Raw genomic sequence first — 22,778 nt, forward strand, 5'->3', positions numbered from 1 at the left:
CAAATGAGTTCAATAAAATATGAAAAGAGATTATTATTGATATCATATCTTTTATGTATAGCGCTATTTGTGGATTTGGCATTGTTAAAGAATCCTATTGATATAGGTGCGCTAGTAATGGGTGGTATAGTAATAATCTTAATTGCTTATGCGCATTTTATAATAAGAAGATTTTTTCCAGATGGAGATAAATTTTTACTGATTTTTTCGGCTATCCTATCTTTTATAGGTATAGCTATGCTATATAGAATAAATCCTCAATTTGCAGTAAAGCAGTTAATCTGGTTTATAGTAGGAATTACTGCTTATATATTGATAGTTGTTATACTGCCAGACTTAAGAAGTTTCACTAAGTATAAATACATATATCTTGGAATAACAGCTGTATTTATGCCAATGGCACTTTTTATAGGTACTGAAGTTTATGGAGCTAAAAACTGGGTTAAGTTTGGAGGCTTTGGTTTCCAGCCTTCTGAAATAGGAAAAATATTTTTTGTATTATACCTATCTGCAGCTTTATCTAACTATGAGGATAAAAAGAATATAATTCAAGATTTTAAGCAGCTTGTAGAGCCTGCCGCAGTTGTAATGGCTGTCATAGGTTGCATGGTACTTCAAAAAGACTTAGGATCAGCCTTAATATTCTTTGGGATATCAGTTACAATGCTTTTTATAGCAACAGATAAATTGAAATATGTTATAACATGTTTATTATTATTTTCAGCAGGTGCAGTGGCCAGCTATAATCTTTTTTCTCATGTGCGAAAGAGGGTTATAATATGGAAAGATATCTGGAAGTATGCAAATGATCAAAGCTATCAAATAGTTCAAGGGTTATTTTCAATATCTTCTGGAGGTTTTTTTGGGTCTGGGCTTGGACAAGGATATCCGGGTTTTGTACCGGTAAAAGAATCAGATTTTATCTTTGCAGTTATATGTGAAGAATTTGGAATTATTTTTGGTATAGGAATTATGTTACTTTATTTCTTACTATTCTATAGGGGCATGAGAGCTGCACTTAGCACTGATGATAAATTTTCCCAGTTAAATGCAGTAGGATTTAGTGCTATGATAGTAATGCAGGTGTTAGTTATAATAGGTGGAGTTTTCGCAGTAATACCTCTTACAGGAATTACTTTACCATTAGTTAGTTATGGTGGAACATCGATGATGACTATGTTTTTTGCACTAGGGATACTTCAAAAGATTTCAGAGGAGGGCTAAAAGATGAAAGATTTATCAAACAGTATAAAAAAAGTATTGGTTGTTTATCTGGTTTTGATCTTAGCCCTAATTTCATATATTGCATATTTTCAATTATTTAAATCTAGTGAAATTGCCGCTAAACCACAAAACCAGAGATTATGGGCTAAAAGAAATGAAGTTCTTAGAGGTACTATATATGATAGAAATAAGAACCCTTTAACAGCTTCATCTAAAAATGATTTACTCACTCAGAATAGAGAATATAAGGGTGGACAGTTATACTCACAAGTATTAGGATATGTAAATCCTAAGTATGGTATAACAGGTTTAGAAAGTAAGTATGATCAACAACTTACCAATTATCAAAGCGTTACACTTAAAACTTTTCTAAAATCTTTAAATGTTGTTGCAGCTTTTAATAACAGAAATAATGTGGAAAATAAAGTTGGAAACAGTATAGTTACTACTTTAGATGATAAAACACAAAGAGCTGCTTTCGATGCAATTGGTGATAACAAAGGTGCAGTAGTAGTTCTAAATCCTAAGACAGGAGAAGTGTTGGCCATGGTTTCAAAGCCATCATATGATCCAAATAACTTGGATGAGGTTATGAAGCAAGCAAATGCAGGAAAGTATGAGGATTCACCACTTATAAATAGAGCTGTCATGGGGATGTATCCCCCAGGATCAACTTTTAAGATTGTGACCTTAGCTGCAGCTATTGATAATTTACCAGGGGTAACTAATAGAACTTTTAATGATACTGGTAAGATAGTTTTTAATTCTAAGGAATCTTTAAGTAATCTGGATGGCCATGTGTATGGTACATTGAGCTTGAAGCAGGCTTTAGCGGTTTCTTCAAATTTCGTATTTGGTAATTTAGCGCTAGAATTAGGAAATGATAAGTTAAAAACAATGGCAGAAAAATTTGGTTTTAACAATGATATTCCAACAAATGGTATTGCTTTAGAGGATAGCAGATTCCCTTCTTTAAAAAGTAATGAAAAGGGAAGCATAGCTCAATCAGGTATCGGTCAAAGTAGTATCTTAGCTACGCCTATGCAAATGGCACTTGTGGCAAGTACTATAGCGAACAATGGAATAATGATGGAACCACAATTGGTTAACGAGGTTATAAATAAAGACGGAGAACTTATAAGTAAGACTTCCCCTAAGGTTGCTAGAAATGTTATTTCTCAAGATACATCAAACACCATAAAAAGTTATATGAAGTACCTAGTTGATGAGAGAATGCCTAGGGATCCTAGCTGGAAGACTGCTTTTGGAGGAACTGGAGCAGCAGGAAAAACCGGAACAGCAGATTATCAGTTATCAAATGGGCAGGATGGTGTTCCGCATTCATGGTTTATAGGGTTTGCGCCAGCTGATAACCCACAAGTAGCAGTTGCTGTAATTATAGAAGGTGGCGGTGCTGGTGGTGTAAAAGCAGCACAAGCAGCAGGTTCTATAATGAAGGCTGCATTAAATAAATAAAAGAAGCAAATAAGGTTTTAGGTAAACAATAATTTATATACGTATATTTGTTTATCTAAAACTATTTCTATATTTAAAATTTAACAACCATTTTGAAATTATCTTAAATAAAGTAAATACATAATTAGGAGGTACAATAAATGTTTGATTTTGAGCATCAGCTAAAAATACTTCCAGATAAACCTGGGGTTTATATAATGAAAAATTCCTTAGGGGAAGTTATATATGTTGGTAAAGCTAAAGTGTTAAAGAATAGAGTTAGACAGTACTTCCAAAACTCTAAGAATCACTCTGAAAAAACTAGGGCTTTGGTTAAAAATATTTCTGAGTTTGAATATATAGTTACCGATTCAGAAATGGAGGCTTTACTTCTTGAGTGTAATCTTATAAAGAAATATAGTCCTAAGTATAATATAGCTCTTAAGGATGACAAGTTTTATCCTTTTATAAAAATTACCACTAATGAAGATTTTCCGAGAGTGTATGTAACTAGGAATTATGCTAAGGATGGAAATAAATATTTTGGACCTTATACAAATGTTCCTGCTGTATATGAAACTATAGGAATGATAAAAAAGATATTTCCACTACGAACCTGCAAGAGAGTTATATTGGAAGATGGAGAAAGAACTAGACCATGTTTAAACTATCATATAAAGCAGTGTAATGCGCCTTGTGGAGGTTTTGTATCTAAAGCTGAGTATGGGAAGATGATTGAAGACATAACCAATATTTTAAGTGGCAAGGATACAGAGCTTATAAAGAATCTAAGAAGTGAAATGAATATAGCTTCTGAAAACTTAGAGTTTGAAAAGGCTGCAAAATTAAGAGATAAAATATTATCAATAGAATTTATAAGCGAAAAGCAGAAGATGTTTACTGCAAGGGAAGCTGATGAAGACTTCATTAATGTTTATAGTGATGAGAAGGACATTTGTGTTCAGGTGTTTTTCCTTAGAGAAGGAAAGATTACTGGAAGGGAACACTTTATGTTCCAAGATAAAGCAAATGATGATGTTTCAGAGATAATATCTGAGTTTATAACTTCCTTTTATGGAGGAACAGCTCAACTACCTAAAAATGTTTATGTACCTGACATACAAGATATTGATCTAATGGAAGAGTTTTTGACAATTAAGAAAGGGTCTAAAGTTTGGATAAAGATACCTAAAAAAGGCGAAAAGAAAGATATGCTGGAAATGGTTCAGAACAATGCTAAAATGACTCTTGAACAATTCAAAGACAAGATATTGAAGGATAAAGAAATAAATAGAGTATCACTTGAAGAACTTGCAGTTTTACTAAATCTTGAAAGTATGCCTATGAGAATAGAATCTTATGATATTTCTAATATTCAAGGGGTTGACTCTGTAGGGACTATGGTGGTTTTTGAGGAAGGCAAGCCGAAGAATTCAGATTATAGAAGATTCAAAATAAAGACAGTAAAAGGTGCAAATGACTATGATAGTATGAGAGAAATTCTTGAAAGAAGGTTTTCTCATGGTCTTGAAGAAATAAAAGCTATACAAGAAAGAAATTTAGAGTTTTCTAAGGGTAAATTTTCAAGCTTTCCGGATTTAATTATGATGGATGGTGGAAAAGGACAAGTAAACGTAGCTCTTGAAGTGCTGAAAAAGTTTGGAATTGATATTCCTGTTTGTGGTATGGTAAAGGATGATAAACACCAAACTAGAGGTTTGATATATAATAATGAGGAGATTATCTTAAGTAGAAGTTCAAACTTGATGCACATGATAACTAGGATACAAGACGAGGTGCATAGGTTTGCGATAACATACCATCGTTCTCTTAGAGATAAGAGGACATTGCATTCAGTACTAGAAGATATTCCTAACGTAGGTGGGAAACGAAGGAAAGAACTTCTTATGAAGTTTGGAAGTGTGGAAAATATAAAAAATGCTTCTTTTGAGGAATTGCTTGATACTCCTAGTATAGATAAAAAGGCAGCTGAAAGTATAAAAGGATATTTTGCATCAAAAAAATAATTTAAAAAGGAGAGTTTATTATATGAAGTATGTTTTAGATACACATACACACACAATTGTAAGCGGTCATGCATATACTACATGGTTAGAAAATATAAAATGGGCATCAGAAAATGGAATTGAAGTATTAGCAACTACAGATCATGGTCCTAATATGCCTGGAGGCCCTCATCTATTCTACTTCAATAATATTAAGGCACTTCCGAGGGAGCTTTATGGAGTAATCCATCTAAGAGGGTGTGAAGCTAATATAATTGATTTTGATGGTAATTTAGATATTCCTAAAAGGACACAAGAGAATCTGGATATCCTATTAGCTAGTCTTCATGATGTATGTATAACTCCGGGAACCAGAGAGGAAAATACAAGAGCATTAATAAATGCTATGAATAATCCTTTAATAGATATTATGGGACACATGGGTAACTCCTATTTTCCTATATATGAAGAAGCTGTAGTGAAAAAAGCCAAGGACGAAGATAAGATAATAGAAATAAATAATAGTTCTTTTAAGTCAAGGCCTGGTAGTGAAGCTACATGTATAAAGATAGTAAAACTTTGTGCTGAATATGGGGTCAAGATTGTCTTAAGCTCTGACGCTCATGTATCATTAGATATAGGCAAATTTCCTATTTCACATAAGATAGTAGAAGAAGCAAAGGTGCCAGAAGAGTTAATATTAAATACAGATAAAAATAAAATTTTAATTTACTTAAAGAAAAAAGGCAAACTTTCTGATTTAAGCCTTGATTAAAGGGCAATAATTACTTTATACTATTTAATTGAGCGTATTTAATAAAATCATGAGGAGTTTTAATAATGAATAAGTATTTGGAGTTTAGTAAGCTGCTTTTTAGTATTTATGATGAAAAAGATATAGAACTAAATTCTCTTATGAGTGAGCACATATATTTTAAAGTTGGAGGACCAGTAGATATACTAGTTAATCCTAACAATGTTGAACAAGTGAAAAAGACTATTGATTTATGTAAAAAACATAATGTCCCATATTTTATTATAGGTAACGGCTCTAATATCCTTGTTAAAGACGGGGGAATAAGAGGTGTAGTGATAAAGCTTTGCAAACTTAATAAGATAGCAGTTAACGGCACTGAAATAGAGGCAGAATGCGGAGCACTTTTAGCAGATGTATCTAAACAAGCCTTAGCAAATAGCTTAACAGGATTTGAATTTGCTTGTGGTATACCAGGAAGTGTCGGTGGCGCAGTATTTATGAATGCAGGAGCTTATGACGGTGAAATTGTATTTGTAATAAAAGAAGCGGTTGTTTTAGATGATAAAAATGAAATAAAGGTTTTAACAAAGGACGAGTTAGAACTTGGATATAGGTCAAGCATTGTTATGCAAAAAGGATTTGTAGTTATTAGTGCTACTTTTGAATTAAAAGTTGGTAACCATGAGTCTATAAAACGAAGAGTGGATGAATTGACTGCTAGAAGAGAAGAAAAGCAGCCTCTAGAATATCCGTCTGCAGGAAGCACTTTTAAGAGACCACCAGGGTATTTTGCAGGAAAGTTAATTCAAGATGCAGGTCTTAAAGGCTTTACCATAGGGGGAGCCGGTGTTTCTGAGAAGCATTCAGGTTTTGTTATTAATAAAGGAAATGCTACAGCAGAAGATGTATTAGCTGTTATACATTATGTACAGTCTACTGTAAAAGATAAATTTAATGTGGAACTTCATCCAGAAGTTAGAATTATTGGTGAAGAAGCTAAATAAGTTTTTCTAACCTAAAAGAGCTTATATACTATTGATAGTATATAAGCTCTTTTTTTAGGGAAATTTAAATGCAAATAATAGTATTTGGTGGTAGATATTATGAATGAGATTAGTTCTAAACTTCAAGAAAATTTAACTACCATAAAAAATGTACTTGGGGCAAGTAATGATTTAGTAATTAGAGAATTTTCAATAGGAAAAGATCAGAAAATTAGCGCATCAATTATATACATAGACGGACTCTCTAATGGTGATACAGTAAATAGTCTTATTTTAAAAACACTTATGCTAGATGTAAGAATTTCTGATTTAAAACTACCTAATAGTAGTAATAATATAGATTGGTTCGAACTTATAAAAAGATATTCACTAGCCTTTGGTGAGATTGATGAAGTAACCGATATAGAAAGGCTATATGAGAGCATATTAGCTGGAGAGACTTTATTACTAATAGATAGTAGTAATAAAGCTATTTCAGTGGATTCTAAAGATTGGGCTCAAAGAGGAATTGAAGAACCAAGTACTCAGACTGTAATTAAGGGACCAAAAGAAGGTTTTACTGAAACACTTAGAACAAATACAGCTCTTATAAGAAGAAGAGTAAAAAATAAAGATATAGTATTCGAAGAATTTAGTTTAGGTACAAATTCTAAGACAGATGTGTCATTAGTTTATATAAAAGAAATATGTGATGAAAAGATTGTGGACGAAGTAAGAGAAAAATTAAAAAAATTGGATATAGAATTTGTAGTTGGAACCTCAATTATAGAAGATTATCTAGAAGGTAGCAAAGTGTCGCCATTTCCGACTATATATAGCTCTGAAAGGCCTGATTTTGTGGCGACAGCTTTAATGAGAGGAAAGATTGCTATATTGGTAGATGGCACTCCATTTGTATCTGTGCTTCCAGCAGTATTTATTAATTTTTTTCAAACAACAGAAGAGCTTTATGTGAGGAATTATATGGGGAGTTTTATTCTCATAATTAGATTTATAAGTTATGTGATGGCTCTGTTAACTCCGGGAGTATACTGCGCAATACTTACTTTTCATCAAGAGATGATTCCAACTGCCTTATATATAAGTATAGCAGCACAAAGGCTAAGTGTTCCTTTTCCAATAGCCTTTGAAACTTTTATTTTGGAAATAATATTTGATATCTTAAGAGAAGCTGCTGTGAGAATGCCAAGAGTGGTTGGACCCACTATATCTATAGTAGGGGCGCTAATTTTAGGTCAGGCATCTGTAGAAGCAGGTATTTTTTCGCCAATATTAATAATTTTGGTTGCCCTAACTGCAATAGCAACTTATGTTTGCCCTAACTATATTATGGCAAATGCATCAAGATTACTGAGATATGCAATATTAATACTTGGAGCTGTGTTAGGGTTGCCTGGGATAATCAGTGGAATAATAATTATAATATTTCATCTATGTAGTATACAAAGTTTTGGAACCCCTTATATGGAACCTATGGCACCAAAAACTATGGCACCAAAAAATATAGCAAATGATTCTAAGGTAACTAAAGTTATAAAAAAAATAGTTAAAAATATATTTAAGAAGTGATGTCTATGAAATTAATTTTTAAACTAATAAGTGCAATTTTAATAAGTATAACTCTTGTAGGATGCTGGGGAGCTAGAGAACCTTCACAGATATCCATTGTAACAGCCTTAGGGATAGATAAAGAAGATGATAAATATTTAGTAACAGTTCAAATATTAAATCCTGGTTCTATTGCTTTAAATAAAAATTCAGAAGGTACTCCAGTCACAACTTACAGAATGGATGGTAAGACTATAGATGAGGCCGTAAGAAAATTAAGTTTGGAGGTACCTAGAGAAATATTTTTAGGACACTTAAGGTTGTTAGTATTCGGTGAAGATTTAGCTAGAGAAGGAGTTGGAAAAACTCTCGACTATTTGTTAAGAAATACAGAGATAAGAAGCGATTTTTATATAACTGTAGTAAAAGGGGAGGAAGCTACAAAGGCACTTAATATATTAACCCCATTAGAGAGAATTCCTGCAAATAAGATTTTCTTTTCTTTAGAGGTTTCTGAAAGAATATGGGCTGCAACTGCTACTATAAAATTATTTGAATTCATTGAGAGCTTGGAGAAGGAAGGAGCTGAGCCAATACTAACCAGTATATTTGTACATGGAAATAATGATATAGGAATGAATATGCAGAATATAGAAGATGTAGATGTACCCACAAATATACAAATTGGTCCAATAGCAGCATTTAAAGGAGATAAGTTAGTAGGTTGGCTAAATGACCCTCAGAGTACATTAATAAATATTTTATTAGGTGATTCAAAGGGATTCTTAATAATATTACCATGGGAGGATCCTAATGAATTTGTTAATCTTTCAGCTGAAAAGTTGAGTAGAAAAGTAATTGTTGAAGAAGTAATGGGGAAACCAAAGATAAAGGTAAATGTAAAGATAAAAGCGTCTATAACCGAAGCTATGGGAATTATACCTATTGATAAGCCGACTACTGTAACAAAAATAGAAAAAAAAACTGAAGAATATCTAAAATTAAGATTTAGTAAATCTACATCAGAGATACAAACTCAATTCCAAACAGATATATTTGGGTTTGGCGAAGTAATTAAGAATGAGAAAATTGATTTATGGAAGAAGATTTCAAAGGACTGGGATAAGCAATTTCCTACTGTTCCTGTTGAGTATAATGTTGATGTAGAAGTAACAGGAACTGGAATTACTACCAAGTCACTTAAGCCTTCGCATTAAGGAGCATGCTATGAATAATAAAATAAGTTCGAGACAATTTCTTAGGATGATGATCTTATTCCAACTTGGAAGTGCAATAGCCATACCTTTAGCCACAAGTGCAAAACAAGATGCATGGATTGTAATATTGCTAGGAATGGCTTTTGGTACAATATTGACCTTTACATATCTTAATATATTTAAGAAAACTGAAGGAAATGACTTAGGAAAGATATTAGAGGAACTCTTGGGTAGGCGTTTGGGTAAGCTTATATCATTATTATACATAGCTTATTTTTTATATACAGCAAACAGAGTAATAAATGACTTTAGAATTATTATAAAATCAACAGCATTACCGCAGACACCAAATATAATGATTATATTTATTATGAGTATTCCAGTTATATATTGCAGTTATTTAGGCATAGAAGCAATGGGAAGAGGTGCTGTATTACTGCACAAAGTTGTTCTGTTTACTATAGTTATACTTTTTGGGTTTGCATTTATAAATAAGCTTCCCAAAATAGAGAGATTGGAACCTGTGTTGGAATACGGATGGGGGCCAATTGTAAAGGTATTATTCCCATTAGCGATAGCAGTTCCTTATGGAGAAACCATAACTTTTATGAATATATACAGTAATGTAGCTGATAAAGATGCACATAAGATAAGAAAAACAGCACTTTTTTCAAACGTAATTAGCGGCTTAATATTAGCTTTGACATCAGCTATTAATGTGGCAATAATTTCAGCTACTATTGTAGAGCTATCTATATTTCCGGTATTAAAAACAGTAGGAAGTATACAGATTGGCACATTTATACAAAGGCTTGATGTTCTTGCTATATTACTTTTGATGCTAGGTGGATTTTATAAAATTCTTATATTTTTTTATTGTTCTGTAGAAATGTCAATGACTGTTTTTGAAGTAGATATGAAGCATAGAAACTTACTTACAGTAATTCTTGGTATGATACTGATATTCTTATCGTACTTCTTGATGGTTAATCCAATACAGCATTTTCATATAGGATTGGATATAGTACCTTTATATGTACATGTACCATTACAATTTATTATACCGGGAATTTTATTCATTCTTTCCGCTGCTGGAAAAAAGAATAGATATACCAAGAACTTAGGATGATTTATAAGAATTCTAGTTTAGGTGTGTGCTAATTAAAATATGTTGTTATAAAAGTTTTTCTTAATTCCAATAAAAATTTTAACAAAGTAGTATTTGAATAAGTTATTGCACATAATATATATTAAATATTAATTGAAATATATTTTACCTGTAATTAAAATACATCTTTACAACTTATAACAAGTGATGTATAATCAATAAAAATAAAATCGATGAAGAGAAAAGTAGAAATGTAATGGTAACTTAAGCGAGTTGGGGATGGTGTAAGCCCATGTTGAGTTGCATTTTGAAGGACATCTCTGAGATGCGATACTGAAAAGTTTACTTAGTAGGTTGAGCCGGGTAAAGACCGTTATATTGAAGAGATAGCTTTTGTTAAGTTAATTAGGATGGTACCGTGAGTATAAGACTCGCTCCTTTTGGAGTGAGTTTTTTTTATTCTTTAGAAAATTGGATTCGGCGATTTTTAAATTTTATTTGCGGTTAAACTTAATCATTGATTAGCTTATTATAAAGTTAACTAGGGTGGCACCACGTATTTAACGTCCCTTGAATTTATTCAAGGGACGTTTTTGCTGTATAGGAAATTATAAAACTTTTAGAGTAGTTAAACTCAAGTATTTCAATGATTTTAGAAGTTTTTTATTATATAGCAAATTTAAATAAAGAGGAGGAAGTATTAATGGAAAGAAAATTAATCAATGAACTTAAAAGCGGAGAGAGAGTTAAAATTCAAGGCTGGTTGCATAAAATAAGAAGCTTAAGTAAAGTGAGTTTTTTAGTGATTAGAGATCGAACTGGTATGATTCAGTGCGTGCTAGAAAATGATAAGTTTGAAATGCAAGGAATAAAGTTAGAATCAATACTAGAAATATGGGGAACTGTAGTAGAAGGAAAGAATTCTATCAGAAATATAGAGCTTCAAGTAGAAAAAGTTAATGTAATTAATTTAGTAGAAGAAGAGTTGCCGATAACAATTAATAGCAATAAAATTGAGAGCAATCTAGAAACTCAGCTAAATAATAGAGTACTAAGTTTAAGAAACGAGAATAATAACTATATATTTAAGGTTCAAGCGATGCTTTCACAGGGATTTGCTGAGTTCTTAATCAATGAAGGATTTACCCAAATATATACACCTAAACTTGTTGCTGAGGGAGCAGAAGGTGGAACTGCACTATTTAAAGTTAACTATTTTGAAAAGCAAGCTTATTTAGCTCAGAGCCCTCAGTTTTATAAACAGATGATGGTTGCATCAGGATACGAGAGGGTTTTTGAGATTGGTCATGTATATAGAGCGGAAGAGCATAATACTTCTAGACATATCAATGAATATGTTAGTATGGACTTAGAACTAGGCTTTATTGAGGATGAACAAGAACTTATTAACTTAGAAACAAAGATGCTCCAATATATTCTTTCTAAGATAGAAAGTAATTTTAGTAATAAGTTTAATATGCTTGGAATACAAATTCCAGAGATACAAGAAGAAATACCACAAATAACTTTATCAGAGGCTATAGAAATATTGAAAATAAAATATTCCCGTAATGACCTTACTACAGACTTAGACCCTTCAGCAGAAAAACAGATATGTGAGCATGCAAAAAAAGAATTTGACTCAGAGTTTATATTTATTACAGATTATCCTAGAAGCAAAAGACCTATGTATACAATGCCTAAAGGAGAATTTGGAACTAGAAGTTTTGACTTGCTATTTAGAGGAGTTGAGATAACTACAGGAGGTCAAAGGATTCATGAATATTCAAAGCTTATGGAAAATATTAAATATAAAGGATTAAATCCGGAAGACTTTAATTTTTATCTTGATGCCTTTAAATATGGGATGCCTCCACACGGAGGGTTAGCAATAGGGTTAGAAAGACTAACGGCCCAACTTTTAGGGATTAATAATATAAGAGAAGTTACTTTATTTCCAAGGGACAGAACAAGGTTAAAACCATAAATAAATTGTGGTGATTTTAAACACAAAGTTTAACTTGAAAATTGTATATCTATAAAAGTGCTAATATGTGATATAATTTAATATAGAAATATATATATATTAATAATTGAAGTTTGGCTCTTACGGATGTACCACTTCATAATAAAATTTATATTTTCAAATTCTCCTATCAGAAACCAGAGGAGTTTTGAAAATAGTTTTCAGATTGAAGTGGTACATATGTAAAAGATATAATTATTATGGTAAGAAATAAAATAATCAATGGATAAGTTAACATTTAATCATAATGTGCCGGGTAAGTAACTAAGTGATTTTCAAGCACTTCAATGTTTTCAAAAGAGACTAAGAAGATATAATTTTGCTTATAAAGTGGTACATCAAAAGATGTGCCACTTTAATCCTTAGATAATTTTAAAATTAGATTAGGTTCTCAGATAGGAGCCGAAGAAGTTAGCAAGGAGGATATTTATGAGATTTGTAATAGTGACTGGTCTTTCTGGAGCAGGTAAGACAGAAGCAACAAGAAGTTTAGAAGATTTGGGATACTTTTGCGTAGATAATTTACCTCCAAAGCTTATATGTAAGTTTGCAGAGGCGTGTCAGCAAAGTGACGGGAAAATTGATAAGATAGCTCTTGTAATGGATATAAGAGGTGGAATATTCTTTGATGATTTATTTGAAACACTTCATTCACTAAAGGAAAATGAACTTAAATATGAAATATTATTTTTAGAAGCTTCAGATGATATTCTTGTGAAAAGATTTAAAGAGTCAAGAAGAAGCCATCCACTTGCTCCAGATGGAAGAGTTATAAATGGAATTGAAGAAGAAAGAAAAAAACTCAGAGAAATAAAGGATAGAGCAGACAACATAATAGATACCTCTAAGTATGCAATAAGAGATTTAAGAGAGAAGCTAAATCTTTTATATGGTAGTGGTACTACAACTGAAAGACCACTGTCAATTACCGTAGTATCTTTCGGATTTAAATATGGTATACCTATGGATTCAGATTTAGTATTTGATGTAAGATTTTTACCTAATCCGTTCTATATACCAGAGCTTAAACCTTTCTCAGGAAATGATGAACCAGTGAAGAAGTATGTACTAGAAAAGGTTGAGACTAAAGAGTTTATGTCAAAGATAGAGGATATGCTTAAATTTCTAATCCCGAACTATGCAAAGGAAGGAAAAAGGCAACTTATCGTATCTATAGGCTGCACTGGAGGAAGACATAGATCAGTAGCTATAGCTAATGCAATCTATGAAACCTTAAATAATGACGGGTTTAAGGCTACTATTGAGCATAGAGATGTTAACGAAGATGTCAACAGAGGAGCTAAGAAGCTATGAGGCTAATAGATTGGCTAAAGCCAGGAATTAAACTTAAGAGATGGATAGTGTATGCAATACTAGGTATTCTGTTTATAGCCTTTGGTCTAAACGAGCTCGTACAACATAAGGTTTATAATATCCCCTATAAAGTATTTTTTGTTTTTTTAAATATAACAGGAATTTTTATAATTTATGTATCGGTAACAGAGGGTATAAGAGCTGTAATAGCATTAATGAATAAGGGATATATAAAGGTTTCTTTTGATAACGAAAAGATAGAAAATCTTATTTACGAAAAGAGGCTTTTAGTAAAGGGACCTAAGATTGTAGTTGTAGGTGGAGGTACTGGACTTTCTACTATGCTTAGAGGTTTGAAGTATTATACATCTAATATTACTGCAATAGTCACTGTTGCAGATGATGGTGGCGGATCTGGAGATTTACGTGAAGATTTAGGTATTCTTCCTCCTGGGGATATAAGAAACTGTATATTAGCACTTGCTGATACGGAACCGCTTATGGAAGATTTGCTTCAATATAGATTTAAAGATGGTAGATTAAAAAACCAAAGCTTTGGTAATTTATTTTTAGCAGCCATGGATGGAATATCTGATAATTTTGAAGATGCAGTTCAAAAAATGAGCTCAGTACTAGCGGTAACTGGTAAGGTTTTGCCAGTGACCTTGGAGAATATGCAGCTTAAAGCAGAATTAGCTAATGGGCAGATTGTTGAAGGCGAATCGATGATTCCTGAGATTGCCTATGAGAATAAAACTAGAATAAAGAAGTTATCTATAATACCTGAAGATGCAAAGCCGCTAGATGATGCTTTAGATGCAATAAGAGAGGCTGATGCCATTGTATTAGGACCAGGAAGCCTGTATACTAGTGTCATTCCTAATATGTTAGTAAAAGAAATAACTTATGCTGTTAAGAGAAGCAAAGCTTTTAAGATTTATGTATCTAATATAATGACCCAACCAGGAGAAACGGATGGATTTAAGGTATCAGATCATATAAAAATTTTAAATGACTATTGTGGAAAAGATACAGTTGATTGTGTAATTGCTAATGTGGACAATATATCAGACGAACTTAAGAAAAGATATTGGGAAGATGGATCAGAGATAGTTGAATTAGATTTAGCAGAATTACAAAAGATGGGGGTAGAAGTAGTAAAGGCTAACCTCGTAAATATTAATAAAGGGCTCATAAGACATGATTCAGAAAAATTAGCTGAGATAATTATGCAGACAGTAATGGAGAAAAAATTACTGTATGATAGAAAAAAGATATTAGAATATATGTACTTATCACAAAGACTAAAGGAAAAGTAGCAAGGAAGGGGTATTTATGTCATTTTCATCAAAGGTTAAAGGAGAAATATGCAGATATACTGATTTAAGCAAAGCTGAGGCCCTAGCTGAGTTATCTGCAATCATGAAAGTCAGCGGAACCTTGGCTTTTAGTGGCAGACAGATAAGCTTTAAGATAACCACAGAAAACCCAGCTTGTGCAAGACTTGTTTTTACAATTTTAAAGGATCACTTCACCATACATTCAAGACTTATGGTAAAGAGAAGTAATTCACTAAAAAAGAATAATATTTATATGGTTCTTATAACTGAAGAGATGGGAGTTAAAGAACTTTTAAAGGAAACTGGTATCCTAAGAGAAGTAGATGGCATGACTACCCTTGATTATAGAATAGACGAAGGTCTTGTTTCTGATGAAGAAAAAAGAAAGGCTTATGTTAGAGGGGCGTTTATCGGGGGAGGTAGCATTAGTAACCCTGAGAAAAATTACCACCTTGAACTTGTTACTCATTCTCTAGAATATGCAGAAGACTTGAGAGATGTAATCAACACATTTTCACTTAACTCAAAAGTTATTCAAAGAAAAAATAGTTATATTGTTTACATCAAGGAAGGTGAACAAATAGTAGACCTTTTAAATGTTATAGGTGCTCATTCTTCTTTACTAGAGCTTGAGAATATAAGAATCATGAAAGAAATGAGAAATAACGTAAATAGGTTAGTTAATTGTGAAACTGCAAATTTGAGCAAGACTGTAAATGCTGCAGTAAGACAAGTTGAGAGTATAAAACTTATACAAAGACAGATAGGTCTTGCAAGATTACCTAAAAATCTTAGAGAGGTTGCAGAACTTAGATTATCATATCCAGATGAATCACTGAAGGAATTAGGTGAAATGTTAGATCCACCTGTAGGTAAATCAGGAATAAATCATAGATTAAGAAAGATAGAAAAGATTGCAGATGAAATAAGATCTGGTCAAATTTAAAACAAGTAAGTTTTTTATAAAGGTGATGTTGAAATTAAGTGGTCATCCATCCGATGCTTTAATGAGCTTACGCAAAGAATTAATATGATTTTGTCATATTCCATAGCTAAAACTGTAAACTCACTACGTTCGAACAGTACAGTTTTACTTTTTAAAAATCCATGCATTCTATAAAAATTTTATATCTTAAATTTAATAAAATAAAAATGCTATGTGATTAAAAAGTAAAAAGTAAAAATATATCGCCTGCCAGAATTTCTTCACATACGTTCAGAAAAGGCAGATGCGTAAAAAAATCACTAATAAAGAACAATTAGCGATTTTTAGAGCCATTCCATCTGAAAAAATCATTTAATTCTAATAGCTCGCTCATATAGCATCTCCTGTATAACCACTTAATTTAAACAATAGTCTTGAACATATTTTTTATAAAATGAAAAATAAATAAGAAAATTAATAGGATTCGGTATAAAAGCAATAAGCTTTTTATACCGAATCCTATTTTTGTTGTACAGGAAAATGCAATGTTGAAGAAAATGTGAACTAGTTAATAAAATATTAATAAATTTTGGAATTATTGTGTCTTTATTAAAATAAAATCGTATATAGAAGTGAAATGACTTTATTGTGAGAATTTTCAGATTTAATTAACTAGAAGGTCTTTAGTCATAAATAAAATATAAAGGGGTAGTTTTATGAGAAAGAAAGTTCTTTTTAAAATCCTTGCAGTTTTAATTATAAGCTCATCAGTAATACTGACGTCTTGTTCTTCTTCTAAGAAAGATATGAGTACAACTAAATCAAGTAGTAGTGCACCTCAAAGCAGTAGTGATGGAAAGTTAAGTGTAACCAGTGATGAAGCAGCAAAGGCAAAAGATAGTACTGTGGGGCAGGCAACTGGAACTGGAAACGAAGCAAGTGGTGATCAAAGCAAGAGTAATGCAGATAGTAATGAAAAAAATGATGTTAAAGCTGCAGAACAAAGAAAGATAATAAAAAGTGGAGAGCTGACCATACAAAGTTTAAAGTTTGATGAAAGTATAAGTTCAATTACGAAGGCTGTTGAAAAATTGGGCGGGTACATTGAGAATTCTTCAATAGATGGTAAGCAAACGGTGGGGCAAGAACAGTTTGTAGCTAGAAATGCAAAGCTTCAAGTGAAAATCCCTAAAGATAAATTCGATGGTTTTATCAATGATTCAGGTAGTTTTGGAACAGTTATATATAAATCTATAAAGGGTGAGGATATTACATCCTCTTATTTCGATACAGAGGCAAGAGTCAATTCCTTAAAGATTCAGGAAGAGAGATTACTAGAACTATTAAAGAAATCAGGATCACTTAAGGATGTTTTTGAAATAGAGCAACAACTGGCTAATATAAGGTATCAAATAGAATCTTTAACTGGTAATCTTAAAAAGTGGGATAACCTAGTAGAATTTTCATCTTTAACTATAAATGTAAACGAAGTTGAGGAGATAAAAGTTGTAGACAAGGCTCCTAAAGGGTTCGGAGAAAAGTTGATTTATAACTTTAAACAATCAATTATATCCTTAGGAGGATTGCTTAAAGATTTTGTATTACTTTTAGCAAGTGCTTTACCATATCTAGTTATATTAAGTGGAATAGCTTTTGTTGGACTAAAGGTATATAAAAGAGTAAATAAAATTAAAGAAGATAAGGATATAAAATAAATACTTTAATTCATGAAAGTTGAGAAAATTGCTATAATGTAATAATAGCAATTTTTTCATTTTTTAAAGCATAGTGCTTAAATTAAGTGGTTATACATCCGATGCTTTAATGAGCTTACGCAAAGAATTAATATGATTTTGTCATATTCCATGGCTAAAACTGTAAACTCACTACGTTCGAACAGTACAGTTTTTAACGCCATTCCATCTGAAAAAATCATTTAATTCTAATAGCTCGTTCATATAGCATCTCCCGTATAACCACTTAATTTAAACAATAGTCCTAAAAATAACCTAGTTTTAGTAATGGAGATATATAGAAATGTTCATAATTATAAGGAGTAGGATTATATGAATGAGATAAGAATTGATAATATAACTGGGAAGCAAGTGATAATAGCTACCAATAGAAGATCGAGACCTATTGATAATAAGAATATACAGCAAAAGCAGGTTAATTCTAAATTACAATATAGCCATAGTGAATGCCCATTCTGCAAAGGGAATGAAGCGGAAACACCATGTGAAATATTAAAAATAGGGGATGAAAATTGGAGTGTTAGAGTTGTTAAAAATAAATACCCTACTGTGACAGAAGATGGAGATACAATTAGGGGGTATCACTATGTTGTTATTGAAACTCCAAACCACAACAAAAAGCTCTATAAATATAAGGCAGAAAAGTGGAGAGATATATTTACAGCTTATAAGGATGCAGCTTACAAATGTTTTAGAGATAAGGACATAAGGTACTTACAGATTTTTAAGAATTACGGTAGGCAAGGTGGGGCTTCGTTAGAACATCCGCATTCTCAAATTGTTGCGTTGAATTTTACGCCTCAAAGTAAGTTGATGGAGGATAAATATTGTAAGGTTTGCGAAGAAGTTGAATCAGAGTTAATTGAAGTAGAAAGAATTGTATTAGATAGAGGTAATTATATAGTCTATGCTCCTTATGGATCTACACTTCAATATCAACTAAGAATAGCACTTAAGCATCATAGAGGTTCTTTTGAAGAAATATTAAGTGAGGATGGAATAGATGAACTCTCAAAATTATTTGAAGAGGTATTTAAGATAATATATGAAAGTCTAGGGGATATACCTCTTAATATATGTTATTACATTTATAAGGATGGTAATTGTTACCAACATTTCTATGTTGATATATTACCAAGAGGAAGCTTTTTTGCGGGTTTTGAGATGAGCACTGAAGTATATATAAATGTTATTTCTCCTGAAGAAGCAGCAAATAAGTTTAGAGAAGTTACTGGTTATGTACAGGTTAGTAAAGTAGAGTTATAATAATTACACGATACTTTTAATAAGAATAGTTTTTCGTAAAAATAGATAAAATACAAGGTTAGACTTTCGTTAAATTAAAAAGTATTTATTTAAGAATTAGATAAAAAGTTATTTAGTATAAACAAAAAGGAGGGTGCTGTGTTGAGTGGTAAAAAATTTACTCATCTTCACCTCCATACTGGATATAGCTTGCTAGATGGATCAGGAAAGATAGATAAGGTAGTAGCTAAGGCGAAAGACCTTGGAATGGATAGTATAGCGATAACAGATCATGGAGTAATGTATGGATGTGTTGATTTTTATAAGGCAGCAAAGAATGTAGGGATAAAACCTATATTGGGCTGTGAAGTTTATGTAGTGCCTAAGTCAATGTATATAAAAAATATCGACTCAGATAATAAAACATATCATCTTGTACTTCTTGTAAAAAATGAAAAAGGTTACGAAAATTTGATGCAGATAGTATCAAAAGCATCTACTGATGGATTTTACTACAAGCCTAGAACAGATCACCAATTTTTAAGTGAACATAGTGAAGGATTAATTGCATTAAGTGCTTGCTTAGGTGGAGAAGTTCAATCAAATTTATTAAACGGGAATAAGGAAAGAGCAAAAGAAGCCGCATTATTTTACAAGGAAACCTTTAAAGATGGTTTTTATCTTGAAATACAGTATCATGGAACTGATGATGAACGAAAAGTTAATGATATGAATATAGAATTGGCTAAAGAGCTGGATTTACCTCTGGTAGCAACAAATGATGTTCATTATATAGAAAAAAAGGATTCTAGATCTCATGATGTGTTACTTTGCATACAGACTGGTAAAACTGTAGAAGAAGAGAATAGAATGAGGTATCCATCAGATCAATTCTACTTAAAATCATCTGAAGAGATGTGGGATATGTTTTCTTATGTTCCAGAAGCTTTAGAAAACACCCAGAAGATAGCTGAACAGTGTAATTTTGATTATGAATTTCATACCTCAAAGCTTCCTAAATTTCCATTGCCTGAGGGAACGGATCCCTTTGAATACATGAGGGAAGTCTGTTTTAAAGGATTGATTGAAAGGTATGAGGTGTTCAACGACTTTTCAAACAAGGAATTTGATTTAGATAAAATACTAGAGTTTGGACAAATAAATGAAGAAGCTAAGATTTATATAGATAGATTAAATTATGAATTATCTGTCATAAATCAAATGGGATATGTAGACTACTTTTTGATAGTTTGGGATTTTATAAGATTCGCAAATGAGAATGGAATACCTACAGGACCGGGAAGAGGTTCTGGAGCTGGTTCATTAGTAGCATATACGCTTGGAATAACAAAAATAGATTCAATTAAATACAGTTTGCTATTTGAGAGGTTTTTAAATCCAGAGAGAATAAGTATGCCTGATATAGATAGTGACTTCTGTTATGAAAGACGTCAGGAAGTCATTGATTATGTAGTAGAAAAGTATGGAATACAGAATGTTTCTCAGATTATAACCTTCGGTACTATGGCTGCAAGAGGCTGTATAAGGGATGTAGGAAGAGCCATGAACTATTCCTATAGTGAAGTTGATAAAATAGCTAAGATGATACCTACAATGCTTGGAATAACTATAGAGAAGGCCTTGAATTTAAATCCTGAGTTAAAAAGCGAGTATGATAATGATGCAAGAGTAAAAGAATTAATAGATATAAGTAGAGAATTAGAAGGACTTCCAAGACACTCATCTACTCATGCTGCTGGAGTAGTAATTGCCTCAAGACCTTTGGTAGAGTATGTACCATTGCAAAGAAATGAAGATAATATAGTAACACAATTTGATATGGGTACTCTTGAAGAACTTGGGCTTTTAAAGATGGACTTCTTAGGACTTAGAACTTTAACGGTGATGAAAGACGCTGTGGATATGATTAAACAAAACCGTGGTATAGACATAGACCTCGACAAAGTAAATTTCGAGGATAAAGATGTGTATAAGATGCTCGGTGAAGGGAAAACAGTTGGTGTATTCCAATTAGAATCAGCAGGTATGACTTCTTTTATGAAGGAACTTAAACCAGATTCTTTGGAGGATATAATAGCCGGAATATCACTTTATAGACCAGGTCCTATGGCCGAAATACCAAGATACATAGAGAATAAGAAAAATCCTGATAAGATAACATATCTGACTCCGCATCTAGAGCCGATATTAAAGGTTACTTATGGTTGCTTGGTATACCAAGAGCAGGTTATGGAGATAGTTAGAAAACTCGGTGGATATTCAATGGGACGTAGTGATCTTGTTAGAAGAGCTATGTCTAAGAAAAAACATAAGGTTATGGAAGAAGAACGTAAAAACTTCATATACGGAATTGTTGATGAGAATGGAGATATTGAAGTTCCAGGATGTCTTAGAAACGGTATATCTGAAGAGATAGGAAATAAAATATTTGATTCTATGATGGATTTTGCTTCTTATGCATTTAATAAAAGTCATGCGGCTGCATATGCGGTTGTAGGATTTCAAACAGCATACCTTATGAAGTACTATCCTGTAGAGTATATAGCTGCCATGTTAAATTCAGTTATGGGGATAAATGAAAAGGTAGCTTACTATATTAATTTTGCTGAAAGTCTTGGAATACAAGTATTACCACCGGATATAAATGAAAGTTACTCTAAATTTACTGTTAAAGGAGACACCATTAGATTTGGACTTGCGGCCATAAAAAACGTAGGAATGAATGTAGTGGACAGTGTAGTAAAATCAAGACACGAAAAAGGCAACTTTAAATCACTTATTGATTTTGCAAACAAAGTAGACCTTACAACAATAAATAAAAGAGCAACAGAAAGTCTTATAAAGGCTGGTGCTTTCGACTGCTTTAAGCTATTCAGATCAAGACTTCTTGCAGTTTATGAAAAAGTATTGGATAGCATAGGCAATCAGAGAAAAAGAAATATAGATGGGCAAATAAGTTTATTTGGAAATGAAGATAATTCTGTGTTCAGTACGCCAACAATAAAGTATCCTGAGATAAAAGAGTTTGATAAAAAATACCTTTTAGCTATGGAAAAAGAAATGACAGGTCTGTATATCACAGGTCATCCTTTAGATGAGTATGCTCAGAGTCTAAAACTTCAGACTTCCATGAGAATTGAAAAAATACTGCTTTCTCATAATCAGGTTTTGGAAGAGGATACTTTGGGAGAAGCAATAGACAATAAAATTATAGTGAATGGATCCGTAAGTGACGGTGAAAGAGTTGTTCTTGGTGGTATAATAGCTGAAGTTTCAAGGAAAGTAACAAGAAATAATACGATCATGGCCTTTATAAAACTTGAAGATCTTAGTGGCATAATTGAAGTAATAGTGTTCCCTAAGACTTTAGAGAAAGTAAATAGCCTTATAAATGAAGATTCGCTTGTTGTTGTTAGAGGACGAGTGAGTTTAAAAGAAGATGAGATGCCAAAACTAATATGTGAGGAAATACAGCCTCTAGAAAAGTTGAATTCTTCAAAGATATATATTAGAGTGCAGGATAATGAAAAAGCTAGAACTGTAAATAAACTTTTAAAAACAATACTAGAACCCTTTAAAGGAGACACGCCAGTTTATATTTTTTCTGAAAAAGAAAGACAGAATTTTAGATTAGGTAAAGATCTTTGGGTATCACTAGATGGGGATATATTATCAACATTAAGAGGATATTTTGGGGATGAAAATATAAAAGTTGTGGATTAATTTTAACAATATTCTTTAAACGACATTAAATGTGAATTGAATATATTTAATTGTTAAATAAATTTAACAGTCTAAGGAAGCTATAAATATATGGTGCTCCTTAGACTTTTT

15 protein-coding genes and 1 other annotated feature are annotated in these 22,778 nt (G+C 32.0%); all 15 genes read left to right on the plus strand.

Annotation, left to right across the window (positions count from 1 at the left end):
* Positions 1–3: 3 nt before the first annotated feature.
* Positions 4–1,224 carry an FtsW/RodA/SpoVE family cell cycle protein gene (locus bsdtw1_RS00335; RefSeq protein ID WP_183275621.1) on the plus strand — a complete coding sequence of 407 codons (1,221 nt, stop codon included), beginning with the start codon at positions 4–6 and terminating at the stop codon, positions 1,222–1,224.
* Positions 1,225–1,227: 3 nt separating this feature from the next.
* Entirely contained in the window at positions 1,228–2,700 is a 1,473-nt protein-coding gene (locus bsdtw1_RS00340; RefSeq protein WP_183275622.1) for a peptidoglycan D,D-transpeptidase FtsI family protein, read from the plus strand.
* 140 nt (positions 2,701–2,840) lie between these two features.
* Complete coding sequence (gene uvrC, locus bsdtw1_RS00345; protein WP_183275623.1) at positions 2,841–4,706, plus strand: excinuclease ABC subunit UvrC; 1,866 nt, start codon at positions 2,841–2,843, stop codon at positions 4,704–4,706.
* A gap of 22 nt (positions 4,707–4,728) precedes the next feature.
* Entirely contained in the window at positions 4,729–5,460 is a 732-nt protein-coding gene (locus tag bsdtw1_RS00350) for a phosphatase (protein ID WP_183275624.1), read from the plus strand.
* A 65-nt stretch (positions 5,461–5,525) separates the two neighbouring features.
* Positions 5,526–6,446: a UDP-N-acetylmuramate dehydrogenase gene (gene murB / locus bsdtw1_RS00355; protein WP_183275625.1), complete on the plus strand. Its 921-nt coding sequence runs from the start codon at positions 5,526–5,528 to the stop codon at positions 6,444–6,446.
* 99 nt (positions 6,447–6,545) lie between these two features.
* A complete protein-coding gene (locus bsdtw1_RS00360; RefSeq protein WP_183275626.1) occupies positions 6,546–8,015 on the plus strand; it encodes a spore germination protein in 1,470 nt (489 codons plus the stop codon).
* A gap of 5 nt (positions 8,016–8,020) precedes the next feature.
* Positions 8,021–9,211, plus strand: a complete 1,191-nt coding sequence (locus tag bsdtw1_RS00365; protein ID WP_183275627.1) for a Ger(x)C family spore germination protein — start codon at positions 8,021–8,023, stop codon at positions 9,209–9,211.
* Between the two features lie 10 nt (positions 9,212–9,221).
* Positions 9,222–10,340, plus strand: coding sequence for a GerAB/ArcD/ProY family transporter (locus tag bsdtw1_RS00370; RefSeq protein WP_183275628.1), 1,119 nt, complete (start codon positions 9,222–9,224; stop codon positions 10,338–10,340).
* Between the two features lie 203 nt (positions 10,341–10,543).
* Positions 10,544–10,761: a binding site (T-box leader), on the plus strand.
* A gap of 261 nt (positions 10,762–11,022) precedes the next feature.
* On the plus strand, positions 11,023–12,306 hold the full coding sequence (aspS, locus tag bsdtw1_RS00375) for an aspartate--tRNA(Asn) ligase (RefSeq protein ID WP_183275629.1): 1,284 nt from the start codon (positions 11,023–11,025) through the stop codon (positions 12,304–12,306).
* A gap of 468 nt (positions 12,307–12,774) precedes the next feature.
* The gene (gene rapZ / locus bsdtw1_RS00380; protein ID WP_183275630.1) at positions 12,775–13,659 is read left to right on the plus strand and encodes an RNase adapter RapZ; all 885 of its coding nucleotides are present in this window, start codon (positions 12,775–12,777) and stop codon (positions 13,657–13,659) included.
* The gene (gene mgfK / locus bsdtw1_RS00385; protein ID WP_183275631.1) at positions 13,656–14,978 is read left to right on the plus strand and encodes a gluconeogenesis morphogenetic factor MgfK; all 1,323 of its coding nucleotides are present in this window, start codon (positions 13,656–13,658) and stop codon (positions 14,976–14,978) included. The genes rapZ and mgfK overlap by 4 nt, the downstream gene beginning before the upstream one ends.
* A gap of 16 nt (positions 14,979–14,994) precedes the next feature.
* Entirely contained in the window at positions 14,995–15,945 is a 951-nt protein-coding gene (gene whiA / locus bsdtw1_RS00390) for a DNA-binding protein WhiA (RefSeq protein WP_183275632.1), read from the plus strand.
* A 695-nt stretch (positions 15,946–16,640) separates the two neighbouring features.
* A complete protein-coding gene (locus bsdtw1_RS00395; protein WP_183275633.1) occupies positions 16,641–17,639 on the plus strand; it encodes a DUF4349 domain-containing protein in 999 nt (332 codons plus the stop codon).
* Positions 17,640–17,990: 351 nt separating this feature from the next.
* On the plus strand, positions 17,991–18,944 hold the full coding sequence (locus bsdtw1_RS00400) for a galactose-1-phosphate uridylyltransferase (RefSeq protein WP_183275634.1): 954 nt from the start codon (positions 17,991–17,993) through the stop codon (positions 18,942–18,944).
* A 141-nt stretch (positions 18,945–19,085) separates the two neighbouring features.
* Entirely contained in the window at positions 19,086–22,667 is a 3,582-nt protein-coding gene (locus bsdtw1_RS00405) for a DNA polymerase III subunit alpha (RefSeq protein ID WP_183275635.1), read from the plus strand.
* Positions 22,668–22,778 lie beyond the last annotated feature (111 nt).

The organism is Clostridium fungisolvens (assembly GCF_014193895.1).
GTDB lineage: Bacteria > Bacillota > Clostridia > Clostridiales > Clostridiaceae > Clostridium_AR > Clostridium_AR fungisolvens.